The sequence below is a fragment of the Bacillus sp. FSL K6-0994 genome, assembly GCF_038630815.1.
In the GTDB taxonomy this organism is placed as follows: Bacteria; Bacillota; Bacilli; order Bacillales; family Bacillaceae; genus Bacillus; species Bacillus safensis.
In genome coordinates this window covers 645,608-659,682 of the sequence record NZ_CP152043.1, presented here as the reverse complement: position 1 = coordinate 659,682, position 14,075 = coordinate 645,608, and the positions used below count along the sequence as shown (strand labels likewise).

The window sequence follows — 14,075 nt, the reverse complement described above, 5'->3', positions numbered from 1 at the left end:
AAATAAAATAAAAAGCTTTTCTTTCTTCAGAAACTGAATAAAATAAGAGTTGTGCAGCCATATGGGCTGTGAAAAGATCATATACATGTTGTGAAACGTACATGAAGTGAAAGGAGCGATACGCATGTTTTGGACAATTGAATGGGATACAGTCTTAAAATTAGCCGTGGCCACCTTAATCGGTCTGATTATCGGGCTTGAACGAGAGCTGAAGAAAAAGCCCCTCGGCTTAAAAACGTGTATTGTCATTGCTGTCAGCTCCTGCGTCTTAACCATCATCAGCATTGATGCAGCCTACAATTTCCCTCGAGTCTCTAAGCTTCAAATGGACCCACTCAGGTTACCGGCGCAAATTATATCTGGTGTTGGTTTTATTGGAGCAGGTGTGATTCTTCGAAAAAGCAATGATGTCATCTCAGGACTCACGACTTCTGCGATGATATGGGGAGCAGCAGGACTTGGGGTTGCAACAGGTGCAGGATTTTATAAAGAAGCCTTCCTCAGTCTTTTCTTTATTCTCATTAGTGTCGAATTCCTGCCATGGCTCTTCCAGCGGATCGGACCGATTCGCCTGCAGGAAAAAGAAATCCGCATCAGAATGTCTCTTTCTGACCGAAACCGCATGACCGATATTTTAAAAGAAATGAAAGCCCTCAATATCCGCATTCATTCTGTACGAATTGATGATTTAAAAGAAAAGGACTATCCGATCATGGAAGTACGCGTACGTGTGCATAAAGACCGCTATACAACCGATGTGTACTTTGATATTAAAGATCTAGAAGGCGTTGTTGGCGTGAAGTGTGATACGGTGTAGTCATAAAAAACCCCTTGCTGTTTGACACAGCAAGGGGTTTCTTTTATCGGGCCAGCTGTTGAAAGTCAAAAGGAGTAATTGGTGTTTTTTGCTCAATTTCCTTTCGAAAACATGACAGCATGGCTTTTTGGTCAGAAGTCATTGTTTGGAGATCAAATGCTTGATGTAAAAGCCCATAAATAAGCATATGACGCAGCATGAGAAAATCAGGGATTGTTGCCAGCCACGCGTCATCAAGCTCATTCTCCTGTCGATAGCCTTTTAAAAAATGACTCATAAATTCTGCCGTAAATTCAGCTTTATCATCATATGGAATCACTGGATACCAAAGAACATTGTATAGCAAAATACTAATATCATTGATAAACCAGTGATATCCAATATCATCAAAATCGAATGCGATAATCTCTCCTTGATGATAATGGAAGTTCCCGTGATGCAAATCGGCATGCACCAGCCCATACACATCCTTCGAAATTCGGAGCTGGTGAAGCTTTTGCATCAGTTCATCTTTTCTTCGCAAAACAACCGTTTGATCAGACGGAATATATTGATCAAGCTTTAATTGCTCCTCTTCATACCACTCTTGACGCTTATAAAGAGGATCTTTTACTTGATATCGTTTTGTTATTTGATGCATTCGTCCTGTATAGGACCCTAACGCTTCAAACAGCTCCCCATTCCAATCTCCTTCATTCACTTTTCTCCCCGGTGCTTTTTCATACACACGGAGTAAAAATGCGCCTCCGGCTTGATCAGGAATGGTTTCAACGTCTTTTCCTCTTGCTGATGAAATCGGCTTTGCTACGGAAATACCATGATGAGACAGGAATCGAATCCAGTCCATTTCTCCTAAAATATATGTGGGTGAACGACGAATGGTATGGGTGATTTTTAATATATAATTCTCCCCATTCATTGCCTTATATTCATACACATAATTTTCTGCATCGGCTAGAAATGTGACTTGGTCAAGCTGAAATTTATACAAGTGAGCCGCTTTCTTTAAGACTTTCTGTTCATCGTATCGTGCTTTTACTTCTTTATGCATGCTGATTCTCCTTTATCGTCTTTTTAAATGTTCTTGACGGTAATCAGCATTATACGAGCATCAACATACCTGCCTTTCTTCTTGGTTTCTACTAATATTTTGACAAGAGTTTGGAAATCCCTCTTATTTAGTCATATATATGAACAGTCGGTTCTTTGTCTTCAGCATTTTTCGTGATCAGGGCTTCTTGTTGATCAGAAGATGTGATGTTGATTTCAATATTGGTACTCTTGTAATAATCCATGACTTCACCCGTTAAATATTGTGTGAAGGCTACGACTTCCGTTTTTCCATAGAACTGCATTGGAATTTCGATTTTCATTTTTTGCAGGTTGCCGTTTTTGTAAAAGCCTTTTCCTACAACACCAGTGTAATTCGGGAAGTAGTCTTCGACCTTTGTCTTGAAGCGGTCAAATCGCTCTGAATCATCTTTGTAGCTGCTTTTCGCATTATCTGAAGGGAAGAATACATTCTCCTCATTGAGCGTATCCCAATTTCCGATATCAGCAGAGCCTGCCTTCACATCCGTTTTGGCGATAAAGTTGCCTGGAACGATAGATGATTTTGGTGCTTGCTTATAAAGGGCAATCATGACAGGCACTTTTTGCAGTCCGTCCATTTGACGAATGCGCTTGACCACTTGTTCAGCGATTTTTTCACCCTCTGCCAAAAGTTTCTTTGAATTTTTCGATGAATCGATGGTCACCTCTTGCTGCGGGTCACCGATCTTTTCACGGTAATAATAAACAGAGTTCAGTGCAAGACCAATGACAACTCCGCCAAGCTGTAAGCTGTTTTTGTCTTTTCGAATTAAGTAATTATGCTCTAGCATCGAAGCTAAGTAGATAGGACTATTTTCATTTTTAGACTTTGTTGAACCTGAGTTTGGAAGAGCAGGATTTAAGCCTAGATTCTTAAAGTCTTTATCTTCTTTTTCTGCCTTTTTCAGATCACTGCCTGTTTTTTTGCGTGCCAGCCAGCTGAGAACGGTGTCCTCATCTAAATGCTGTCCTTCTTGGAAAAGATAGTCGTTTGTATTAAATGACTCTGTTGCGAGGCGCATGAGTCCTGTTTCAAATTCATCAATGTCCAAGCGTGTGTTGAGACGCTCCGCTGTTAAACCTCTCGCAGCTCCTTGTTTAAACGGCAGCACCATTTTGTAATAGGAGTCTGAGATATTGTACATCGGGATGATGGCTGTTTCCTTTGTTTCCTTCGTTTCATCCGTTTTTTGTGTGACCTCTTCCTCTTCCTTTCCCCCAAAAGGTGCACACGCTGACAATACCAGTGTGAGCATTGTCAGCAGCAATAACAACTTTTTCAATAGAAAACACTCCTCTTATTTCTTTAGCTCCTCGAGCATTTTAGCTTCGTCCCAAATTTCAATATTGAGTTCTTCTGCCTTTGTCAGCTTACTCCCCGCTGCTTCTCCGGCAATGACTAGATCTGTTTTTTTACTCACACTGCCTGCCAGCTTGCCGCCTAATGCTTCGATCGCTGCTTTTGCATCGTTTCGAGCCATTTCTTCTAACTTTCCTGTCAGCACAATGGTTTTTCCTGCAAAATAGGAATCACTTTCTTCTGCTTTTACCGGCTTTGGCCCTGTATAGGTCATATTGACTCCAAGCTCTTTTAGTTCGTTCAGCAGATCGAGTATTTCTTCTTTCTCAAAGTACGTGACGACGGCATCAGCCATTTTTTCACCAATTTCGTCGACTTCAAGTAATTGTTCTTTCGTTGCTTGCTTTAATTGGTCGATGTTTTCGAAATGCATCGCCAAGGTCTTAGCCGCCTTTGAACCAATAAATCGAATACCGAGTCCAAATAGTAAACGCTCAAGAGAGTTTTCTTTCGACTGCTCAATCGAACGCAGTAAATTGTCGACAGATTTTTCGCCCATTCGTTCAAGCTGAATCAGCTCTTCTTTCGTTAATCGGTAAAGGTCTGACACACGAGAAACGAGCTGTTCCTTGAAGAGCTGTGTAATGACCCGCTCGCCAAGCCCATCAATATTCATTGCATTACGGGAAACGAAGTGAATGAGACCCTCACGTATTTGGGCAGGACATTCTGGATTGATGCATCGCAAGGCCACTTCTCCTTCGATTCGCACCAGCTCACTATGACACTCTGGACATTCAGTTGGCATGTGAAACGGCTTTTCTTCGCCTGTACGCTGATCGACAAGGACACCTGCGACTTCAGGAATAATATCGCCGGCTTTTTTCACAATCACCTGATCAAAATAGCGAATATCCTTTTCTTTGATCAAATCTTCATTATGAAGAGATGCACGCTGCACTGTCGTCCCTGCTACTTTGACAGGCTCAAGAATCGCTGTTGGTGTAATCACGCCTGTACGCCCGACGCTTAGTTCAATATCAAGCAGCTTCGTTACGACCTCTTCAGCCGGAAACTTGTACGCAATCGCCCAGCGCGGGCTTTTTGCTGTAAAGCCGAGTTCTTCCTGCTGAGCCAGTGAATCGACTTTAATGACAATTCCATCGATTTCATATGAAAAATCGGCACGCTTTACTTTTAATGTTTCAATGAGCTCGATGACTTCTTCGATCGTTTGGCACATCCGTCTTTCTTTGTTTGTTTTAAAGCCAAGTTCGTCGAGAAGATCAAGTCCTGCGCTTTGCGTTTCAACACCAATTTCATCAAGCTCCGCTATACTGTAGACGAATATATCAAGGTTTCGTTTCGCTGCAATTTTCGTATCTAGCTGACGAAGTGAACCTGCAGCCGCATTACGCGGGTTTGCAAACGGCTCTTCTTCGTTTTGTATTCTTTTTTCATTTAATGCTTCAAAAGAAGGTTTTGGCATAAATGCCTCGCCTCTCACTTCAATCGACAGAGGGCGTTTGATTTTAAGCGGGATGGAACGAATCGTTTTGAGGTTTTCAGTAATATCCTCCCCCGTTGTTCCATCTCCGCGTGTCGCTCCTCGGACAAACACGCCATTTTCATAACGGAGAGAAACAGCGAGTCCATCAATTTTCAGCTCGACATTGTATGCGATATCGTCACCGACTGCTTGACGAACCCGGCGGTCAAAATCAAGAAGGTCCTGTTCATTAAACGCATTCCCAAGGCTGAGCATTGGTGTGCCGTGACGTACTTTTTGGAAGGCGTCTAAAACAGCGCCGCCTACTCTTTGTGAAGGAGAATCCGCTGCTTTTAAATCAGGGTGCTCTTCCTCCAGAGAAATCAGCTCACGCATCCGCGCATCATATTCAGCGTCAGGAACACTTGGACGATCAAGTGTATGATATTCGTAGTTGTATTGATTCAAAATCTGGTGCAGTTCCTCGATCCGGCGTTTCGCTGCTTCTTTATCCATCTGCTTCTTCCTTTCAATTCATCCGTTTTGTCCTATCAGTTTATTGCTTCTCGATTGGTGCAAATGCTGCGAGAAGACGCTTAATGCCTGTCGGGCTTGGGAACGCAATATCAAGCTCTGTGCTGTCTCCGCTGCCTTTCACACTCACAACCGTACCAACGCCCCATTTTTTATGGGCCGCTTTATCGCCCACAGCCCAGCCAATACTGCCGCCGCCTGTGTTTTGAATCGTTTGAGTTTGCGGACGCGAGACAGGTCCCCGTCTCTGCGGTCTTTCTCTTGTTTGGCCAAACGGTGTTTTTGTTTCTTTTTTCTCATTTAGGTTGTCCAATAAATCGGCTGGTATTTCTCGAATGAATCTTGATTCAAGGTTCATGTTTGTCCGGCCGAAAAGTGTTCTCATTTTTGCACTTGATAAATAAAGCTCTTCTTCAGCCCGTGTGATGCCTACATAAGCGAGGCGGCGCTCTTCTTCCATCTCTGCATCTTCCATTAATGAACGGCTGTGCGGGAAGACACCTTCCTCCATTCCCATTAAGAAAACAACAGGGAATTCTAGACCTTTTGCAGCGTGAAGTGTCATTAAGATGACGGCATCCTGATCTTCTTCTTCATTCTCATCCAGCTTATCAATGTCTGCGACGAGGGCGAGATCTGTCAGGAAGGTCACAAGTGACTTGTCCTCATTTTGTTCTTCAAAATTCTTAGTGACGGATAAAAACTCGTCAATATTTTCTAAGCGGCTTTGTGCTTCAATGGTTTTTTCGAGCTTCAGCGCTTCACGATAGCCTGTTTTCTCTAGAATTTCTTCTGTTAATTCAGTGACAGATAAATAGTCCTGCATGTTCGTCATTTGATCAATGAGCTGTTTGAACTCATCAAGCGCATTGGCTGCCCGTGCACTCAGTCCAATGAAATCCACCTGACCAAGTGCTTCAAACATAGACAGGTCATTCATCTCAGCATATGCTGCAATTTTATCAACAGATGTCGCCCCGATTCCGCGCTTTGGTACGTTGACAATTCGTGCAAAACTAATATCGTCATCTGGGTTTGCCACTAGGCGTAAGTATGCCAAAATGTCTTTGATCTCTTTTCTGTCATAGAACTTCGTGCCGCCGACAATATTGTACTGAATGTTGGCTTTCATTAACGTTTCCTCTATGACACGAGACTGAGCATTTGTCCGGTAAAGGATCGCAAAATCGGATAATTTGCGCTTTCCGCTCTGATGAAGCTGACGAATCTTTCCTGCGACAAATTGTCCTTCACCAAATTCATTATCTGCACGATAATAGGCAATCTTCGCTCCTTCATCATTTTCTGTCCAAAGATTTTTCGGCTTCCGGTTTGCATTGTTTTGAATGACCGTATTTGCGGCTTGCAAAATGCGTTTCGTCGATCTGTAATTTTGCTCAAGCAGAATCACTTCACTGGATGGATAATCTTTTTCAAAGGAGAGAATGTTTGTAATATCCGCTCCGCGCCAGCGATAAATAGACTGATCCGAGTCACCGACAACACATATATTTTGAAAGCGCTGCGCGAGCAGTTTCACAAGCATGTACTGTGCTCTGTTCGTATCCTGATACTCATCCACATGAATGTATTGGAATTTCCGCTGATAGTGCTCTAATACTTCAGGAATGCGCTCAAACAGACGAATTGTCATCATAATTAAATCATCAAAGTCGAGTGATTGGTTTTTGAGTAAACGCTTTTGATAATCTGTATAGACATCGCTGACCACTTGATCATAGAAATCACCCGCTGTTTTGGCGTATTCCTCTGCGTCAATGAGTTCGTTTTTTGCACTGCTGATGGAACCTAAAATGCTGCGCGGGTCAAACTTTTTAGGATCGATATTCCGTTCTTTTAAAATGTTTTTAATAACTGAAAGCTGATCAGATGTGTCTAAAATAGAGAAGTTGCGATTCACACCAATACGGTCAATATCGCGTCTTAAAATACGGACACACATGCTGTGAAACGTAGAGATCCAGATGTCATCTGCGCCAGGCCCTAAAATTGCCTGGACACGTTCACGCATTTCACGTGCTGCTTTATTTGTAAATGTAATCGCTAAAATGTTCCACGGCGCCACATGCTTTTCTGCCATTAAGTAGGCAATTCGATGTGTGAGCACCCGTGTCTTCCCGCTTCCTGCTCCTGCCATCAACAATAGAGGACCGTCTGTTGCTTTGACTGCTTCTTTCTGCGCGTCATTCAGTCCTTCTAATAGATGATTCGATATTTCATTCATTCCATTCACCGCCAATTCGAACTTATGTTCTATTTTAACCCGTTTCGTCTTATTTGACTATGATGACTTTTTGACTGCTTCGACTGTCTTTAGAGCTTCTTTGAAATTGTCATAAATGACGTTTCCTACAACCACAACGTCTGCATGCTGCGAGAAGTCTTTTGCCTGCTTAGCGTTCTGGATGCCGCCGCCATAAAAAAGAACTGTTTCATCAAGCACTGCTTTTGTTTCTTTGACAAGCTCTATGTCTCCAAGCGTTCCGCTGTATTCCAGATAAAAAATGGGCAGCTTCATCAAATGCTCTGCCACTCTTGCATATGCCCTGACGTCATCAATATCCAGCGCTGTATTTGCCTCTGTAAGCTTGGCCGCTTTACAATCTTCATTTAAGATCACATAGCCTTCAGGCACAATCTCTTCCATTGACATCAAATCACCGAATTCCTTCATTGCGTCCTTGTGCAGCCCAACAATCCAGTCAGGGTGAGAGCTGTTTAAAACGGTCGGGATGAAATACAGATCAAAGCCAGGCACAATCATCTCATGTGTGGAGATTTCGAGCACACATGGCACTAGAAACCGGCGGACCTTTGACATCAATTGAAGCACGTTGTCCTCTGTCACATGATCACTTCCGCCAATCAATATGGCATCCGTCCCAGATTCGCAAATCGCTTCTAGCTGTTCATCGGAAATTTCTTTATTTGGATCGAGTTTAAAGACATGCTTCCACTCGGTAACATCATACATGAAAAACGTTCCTCCATTCGTTTCATTCCATTTAAATATTATAACAAAATCAAAGGCCGCAAAAAATGGGTAACCTCCTTTAGCTAAAAGTTTCATTCTTTTGAAAATGGGTGATCGTGACTTTACATAAAATTGCTGGAGAATAGATAAAAAATCCACTAGAAGAGGAGCTGAAAGAGGTTGTTATTTTGGCACTTTGTCACATACTATTATACAATAAAGGAATATTTTACTATAGATTTAAAAACCATCTATTAAGCAGAGGTGACTCAGTTGAAAAGAACGATTACATATGAACAAAATATAGACATCGGATACATCTATATCACCCCGCAAGCGAAGCATATGAAAATCAAAAAAACCATTGAATTAGATGTCAATGAATGTGTCAATGTAGATATCGACCAAGAGGGCCGAGTGGCTGGCTTGGAGTTATTTGCAGAAGAATCCAAGGTCCTGCGGAACGTACCGGTTTATGAGGATGAGCTTTCTTTACGTTTGACGGATCAGGAAATTCTCTCAACCTATCAACTGTCAGGCGTTGAATTCCAATTCTCAACACCTGATCACAATGAGCTGATCGGTTTTACTATTGTCGATCCAATTCGATATAACGTCAAATGATAAACAAGAAAAAAACCGTTTTGATCTTTCAAAACGGTTTTTTCAAACTATTGTCTCACTTCATTAAAGTAATGGACGGATGTCATGGCCCCTTCGTCGACCATTTTGTTGTCTTGGATATCTAATGGATCTGGGTGGCCGGCTTTTTCAGGAATCTTTTCATCTGACCGGAACATGTTTGCCCATTTTTTCAGATGCTGTTTATTTTTTACCGCTAATAACACAGCACCTCCAACCCCTAATCCTGCAAGTACATACGCATTTGGACGCTTATTCATGTATGTTCCCTCCCCTTATGATCTTATTTGTAAGTTACCCCGCCTTTTCATTTCTAAACGTCACAATATGCTGGTGTGGTTTCTCTTTCATTAAAAAGTGGAATAACAACAGCAATGAAAGAGAAAAGAGGGGATCTTCGTGACAACAACTTTAATTGTCATCGGCGCATTGCTAGTCATTTGTTTGATCATCCCAATCATTCTATTGATCTGGATTTGGATGAGGGATGAAAAACAAGAAGAACATTCAGTTCTGCGAAATTATCCGGTCATTGGAAAGCTGCGGTTTATCTTTGAAAAAATAGGACCTGAGCTTCGCCAATATCTGTTTCTGAATGACCGAGAGGAACTGCCCTTCTCAAGAAGAGAATACGAGCAGGCGGTCATGTCAGGGAAGTACAAAAGCCGGACGATGGGCTTTGGATCAAAACGTGATTTTGACAAGCCAGGCTATTACATTCGAAACGTTTTGTTTCCAAAGCAGCGAAATGAACTTCGCATCGATCAATCTGAAAAAATCAAAACGAAAGTGTATCAGATTGATCAAGACAATTTACTGAGAAGAAGTGAACATGTCAAAGAAGTCGAAGCAAATCCTTACTTTCTTCATCAAGAGGATGTACAAGTCATTGGCGAACATACATGTCAAAAGCCTTTCCATGTGAAAGGACTGATCGGTCAATCTGCCATGAGCTACGGCTCCTTAGGCGACAGGGCGATTACAGCTCTATCTTCAGGATTAAAAATGGCCGGCGGGACGTGGATGAACACAGGTGAAGGCGGGCTTTCTCCTTATCACCTCAAAGGCGGCGCAGATATCATTTGCCAGATTGGGCCTGGTTTATTTGGCGTTAGAACAGAGGATGGCGCATTTTCCTTTGAAGAATTCAAGAAAAAAAGCGAACACGAGGAAGTCAAAGCCTTTGAACTCAAGCTGGCACAAGGAGCAAAAACACGCGGCGGTCATATTGACGGCGAAAAAGTCACGGAAGAAATAGCGAATATCCGTAAATTACCGCCTCACCAATCCATTGACAGCCCAAACCGCTTTGAGATGTTCCACTCCATTCCTGACATGTTTGATTTCATTGAACAGCTGCGGAGTATAGGCGGAAAGCCAGTTGGAATCAAACTTGTTGTCGGACATAAAGAAAATATTGAAGAGCTCGCCAGCTATATGAAAAAAAGCGGGAAACACCCTGATTTCATTACAGTGGATGGCGGAGAAGGCGGTACAGGGGCGTCCTTTCATGAATTGGCGGATTCCGCAGGGCTGCCGATTTTCACGGCGCTCCCAATGGTTCATCAAATATTGAAAGAATACGGTGTCAGACATCAGGTGAAGCTCTTTGCTTCTGGCAAGCTTCTCTCGCCTGATAAAATTGCGATCGCCCTTTCAATGGGAGCTGACTTTGTGAATATTGCCAGAGGTCTCATGTTTTCAGTCGGATGCATTCGTGCCCAAGTCTGCCACACGAATAAATGCCCAGTCGGCGTCGCCACGACTGACCCAAAGCTGCAAAAGGGTTTATCGATTGAAGAAAAAAAATACCGAGTGTGCAATTATATCCTGTCTCTTAGAGAAGGTTTGTTTAATTTATCCGCAGCTGCGGGAATAGAATCGCCTATTCATTTTAATGAAAAACATATTATCTTTAGACAAGAGAATGGCGAGACAAGCGAAGTGCCGATGTTCTCAGGCACACAGCCATCTGTCTAGCTCGAAAAGGTGCGGAAACGCGCCTTTTTTGTTAATATATTTGATCAATCGCGTACTAAGTTTGCAAACAGTAGAGTTTAAGGAAATCATCTCAAGCGAAGACGGCATCTCCTATGAAGGAGGGGCGAGCTAAAGTAAAAAAACAGGGACACTTTATCAGCCCCTGCCCGCCTTTTCATAAAAAAACTGCAAACAAGTCCATTTTTCGTAAAAAGGATTGTTTACAGTGAAAGCTGCTTTATTTTGTTTCGTTATTTTCCTGCTGTTCTGCTACGCGGTCAAGTGCCATCGTATAGGCATCGTTGCCATAGTTCAAGCAGCGTTTGACACGTGAGATGGTTGCAGTGCTTGCACCTGTTTCCGTCTCAATTTTATGATACGTGTTTCCCTCACGAAGCATACGCGCTACTTCAAGACGCTGTGATAAAGATTGGATTTCATTGATGGTACATAAATCATCAAAGAATCGATAACATTCTTCCAGGTCTTTAAGGGATAAGATGGAGTTGAATAACTGATCTAAGCTTTTGCCCCTTAATTTATCAATTTGCATCTTAATACATCTTCTCCTTTACTATTGCCACACCGCTTCGCACGATCTTCTTCTAAGAAAGCGGTATCTTTCCTGACTAATTTTTTTAAAACCTCAGCAATGAGCTTTGAACAGATCATGACAGGTTTGGTTCCACGCTGAAAATGCCGTCAGGTTCTTTCGTAAGCCGAAGCTTCTTTATCGTAAACAAATTCGACAAGTTCTGTCATTTTCCTTGTATGACAATCTGACAAACTTGTTTGCTTCCGGTATAAAGATGACTTCTGCTTGGTTAGGTCTTCTGCCCTCATATACAGGCTTTACGGAAAGCTCGGCGAGACCACAAATATGCGCCCCGCCTTGCTCGGGTTATTCAAAATATGTTGGCCGGTCAGCGTAACCGGCAAATTCATTTTACAATTAGAGTACTTCATTCGTCATGTCAAAGCCCTCTGCTTTGTCAACAGCTCCACATAAGATCATGATCACTTACATGGCAGTGAAGAGAACCATGGCTCACTTCTGCCCTATAACAGCAGTCAGAAATGCGGCAAAGATGATACAGCTCCACTCTGTTATATTTTAACGCATTATAGACGGAAAGAGTACAGTTTTTTTCATGACATCAAATATTCCTCTTGGTGTCACTCGAATATACGGCAAATGTGTACTTTGGAAAAAGACAAGTGTATCAATTGGGCAGTCAAATGGATAGCCGCGCTCAATGAGCAGCTCGCGTAATGTTTGTTCCTGCTGAAGAACAGTCTCAAATGGTTCAGCCGATGCACAGCCGGATAATTGCAGCGGGATTTCGTGCAAAATTTTCCCGTTCTCTGTGAGTACGATTCCCCCGCCAATTTCTTTCATCCGCTTATGTGCCAGCATCATATCTTCTTTATTTTTCCCGATCACTAAAATATCACCCGTGAGCGAAAATGAGCTGACAAAGCCCTGCACTTTATTTGCGAACCCTTTTAGCATCGTATTCACACGCCACTCACCTTTTCGGTCAATCAGGCTAAAGAAGCTTTGATCATGGTCACATGACAGCTGGTTGATTGAGTTATCAATTTCCACTGTATAAGGCTCCATGATGACAGCATTTCTCATCTTCACACCTAGCGGCATAGAGAATTGCAAATCACTCATCGTGAGGTCGTAGCTTAAATCTAATGGAGCAAGCCCTCCATTTTCCCATTTTGTTTCTTGGAATTGATGCTGGTTCTCGCCATCTAATTTGAGGATAACCCCTTTAGATATGACCGTTTCGGGATTTGGGTTCATTGGATCATCTAAAATATTCAAAGATGCCAGCCGGCCTGGGCCAACAACGCCTAATAAATCATCAATTTGATAGTATTTTGCAATGTTAAATGTCGCCATATTATACGCATCAATGATCGGCACGCCTTCTTCAAGGGCAATCGAAATCAAACGGTTAATCATGCCTTCCTCATAAAAGTGAGGGGCAGCACCATCTGTTGTATAGAAAAAGTGATCATAGTGTCTAAAGTCACGCTCATGCAGTTCTCTTAAAATGTTCACTAAATCTGGGCGGATGGAAGAATGCCGCAATGAAACATGATAGCCAAGGGACAAGCGTTTTAACACATCGTCGGCATTCATCGCTTCATGATCACTGTCCGCGCCAAACAGCTTCATTTTTGTTAGCGTTTTCTCAGAAGCTCCAGGGAAATGCCCTTCAATTCGTTTTCTCTGCTTCTTTGTTTCTTGCATGCAATATAAAATGAGATCGTCACCGTCCATCAATCTTGGCCAGCTTGTTAATTCGCCGCCTTGGAGGACGTCAGGATGATCAATCCATTCCTTCCGGTAGTTAACTGGCAGCATCTCATCTTCATATCTGACTTCCGTTTGAAGATCGTATCTGGACCACCAGAAATACTGAAATGGCTGCTTTTTTAATTCACATAGTGTGGAAAGCGCTTTCTTTTCATTGCTTTGCAAAAGAAGAAATAAGTTATCGCTGACCATTGTTGTTGTGCCAAATTGAGACACATATTCTGCAAGTGATTGGGGATTATAAATATGGAACGGATGCGCGTGAGGCTCTATATACCCAGGCACAATGTATTTCCCTTCACAATCAATCACACGTTTAGCTGATTTATTTTGAGGAAGCTCTGCTCCGACATAAACAATTCGATCATCATGTATCCAAATATTTGCCTTCACCCATTGCTTCAAAAACGGGTTAAGCACGAGTCCATTCGTTAAAAGGAGTGTTGGAACTATTTTTGAGTCGACTACATCGATTTGTGTGCGGATGTCATTGTTTCTCCAATTAAAAGTACGTTCGGACATTCACATACTCTCCTTCATTTGTATTAGCCCTATCGTAACATAACGAACTACGTTACGCATTAATGAAACGTTACAATTTCTTGAAATCACACTTAAAATAATTTAAAAAAGGAGATTCACCTTCAATGAAACCTAATCTCGGCTTAATGGAAGCGCTCATTAGAATTGCATGCGGAATGACAATATGTACTGTGGCTGGATCCTTATATGCTAGAAAACCATGGAGTAAAATGCTGCTTTTGGGCATCATGTTTGGCGGTATGAAACTGGGATCTGGCATTCTTCGTTTTTGTCCAGTGACATATATGTGTGAGCAGCAGGACACACATAAAGAGAAGGCTGAGTAAGGCAGCCTTCTTTTTTGTGATC

At 42.3% G+C, this 14,075-nt stretch carries 12 protein-coding genes; 4 read left to right on the top strand and 8 right to left on the bottom strand.

Translation table 11 applies throughout. From position 1 onward, the window contains the following. Nucleotides 1-118: 118 nt before the first annotated feature. Nucleotides 119-817: an MgtC/SapB family protein gene (locus tag MHB69_RS03325; RefSeq protein ID WP_169510856.1), complete on the top strand. Its 699-nt coding sequence runs from the start codon at nucleotides 119-121 to the stop codon at nucleotides 815-817. A 43-nt stretch (nucleotides 818-860) separates the two neighbouring features. On the opposite strand, the gene MHB69_RS03320 is transcribed toward MHB69_RS03325, so the two are convergent. The 5 genes from MHB69_RS03320 to MHB69_RS03300 form a co-directional block, all read right to left on the bottom strand. After that, the gene (locus MHB69_RS03320) at nucleotides 861-1,868 is read right to left on the bottom strand and encodes a phosphotransferase (protein ID WP_034282815.1); all 1,008 of its coding nucleotides are present in this window, start codon (nucleotides 1,866-1,868) and stop codon (nucleotides 861-863) included. Between the two features lie 127 nt (nucleotides 1,869-1,995). After that, nucleotides 1,996-3,165, bottom strand: a complete 1,170-nt coding sequence (locus MHB69_RS03315; RefSeq protein ID WP_231122822.1) for a CamS family sex pheromone protein — start codon at nucleotides 3,163-3,165, stop codon at nucleotides 1,996-1,998. 42 nt (nucleotides 3,166-3,207) lie between these two features. Further along, on the bottom strand, nucleotides 3,208-5,214 hold the full coding sequence (gene ligA / locus MHB69_RS03310; protein ID WP_326136742.1) for an NAD-dependent DNA ligase LigA: 2,007 nt from the start codon (nucleotides 5,212-5,214) through the stop codon (nucleotides 3,208-3,210). Nucleotides 5,215-5,254: 40 nt separating this feature from the next. Then, a complete protein-coding gene (gene pcrA / locus MHB69_RS03305) occupies nucleotides 5,255-7,477 on the bottom strand; it encodes a DNA helicase PcrA (RefSeq protein WP_041116090.1) in 2,223 nt (740 codons plus the stop codon). Nucleotides 7,478-7,534: 57 nt separating this feature from the next. Next, nucleotides 7,535-8,227, bottom strand: coding sequence for a heptaprenylglyceryl phosphate synthase (locus tag MHB69_RS03300; RefSeq protein ID WP_041108669.1), 693 nt, complete (start codon nucleotides 8,225-8,227; stop codon nucleotides 7,535-7,537). Between the two features lie 264 nt (nucleotides 8,228-8,491). On the opposite strand from MHB69_RS03300, the gene MHB69_RS03295 reads away from it, so the two are divergent. After that, the gene (locus MHB69_RS03295; RefSeq protein WP_342495999.1) at nucleotides 8,492-8,851 is read left to right on the top strand and encodes a DUF2283 domain-containing protein; all 360 of its coding nucleotides are present in this window, start codon (nucleotides 8,492-8,494) and stop codon (nucleotides 8,849-8,851) included. A gap of 47 nt (nucleotides 8,852-8,898) precedes the next feature. Here MHB69_RS03295 and MHB69_RS03290 read toward each other — a convergent pair whose 3' ends face one another. Further along, nucleotides 8,899-9,129 (bottom strand): hypothetical protein, encoded by a 231-nt coding sequence (locus tag MHB69_RS03290; protein ID WP_070326820.1) that lies wholly within the window; start codon nucleotides 9,127-9,129, stop codon nucleotides 8,899-8,901. Nucleotides 9,130-9,268: 139 nt separating this feature from the next. Between MHB69_RS03290 and MHB69_RS03285 the strand changes: the two genes are divergently transcribed. Next, nucleotides 9,269-10,849: an FMN-binding glutamate synthase family protein gene (locus MHB69_RS03285; RefSeq protein WP_098676689.1), complete on the top strand. Its 1,581-nt coding sequence runs from the start codon at nucleotides 9,269-9,271 to the stop codon at nucleotides 10,847-10,849. A gap of 238 nt (nucleotides 10,850-11,087) precedes the next feature. Here the strand turns inward: MHB69_RS03285 and MHB69_RS03280 are convergent, their stop codons facing one another. Both MHB69_RS03280 and MHB69_RS03275 read right to left on the bottom strand, forming a co-directional pair. Next, a complete protein-coding gene (locus tag MHB69_RS03280) occupies nucleotides 11,088-11,402 on the bottom strand; it encodes a YerC/YecD family TrpR-related protein (protein ID WP_024424524.1) in 315 nt (104 codons plus the stop codon). A gap of 561 nt (nucleotides 11,403-11,963) precedes the next feature. After that, the gene (locus MHB69_RS03275; protein ID WP_024426688.1) at nucleotides 11,964-13,706 is read right to left on the bottom strand and encodes an adenine deaminase C-terminal domain-containing protein; all 1,743 of its coding nucleotides are present in this window, start codon (nucleotides 13,704-13,706) and stop codon (nucleotides 11,964-11,966) included. Nucleotides 13,707-13,831: 125 nt separating this feature from the next. On the opposite strand from MHB69_RS03275, the gene MHB69_RS03270 reads away from it, so the two are divergent. Continuing rightward, nucleotides 13,832-14,053, top strand: a complete 222-nt coding sequence (locus MHB69_RS03270) for a DUF2892 domain-containing protein (RefSeq protein WP_024424522.1) — start codon at nucleotides 13,832-13,834, stop codon at nucleotides 14,051-14,053. Nucleotides 14,054-14,075 lie beyond the last annotated feature (22 nt).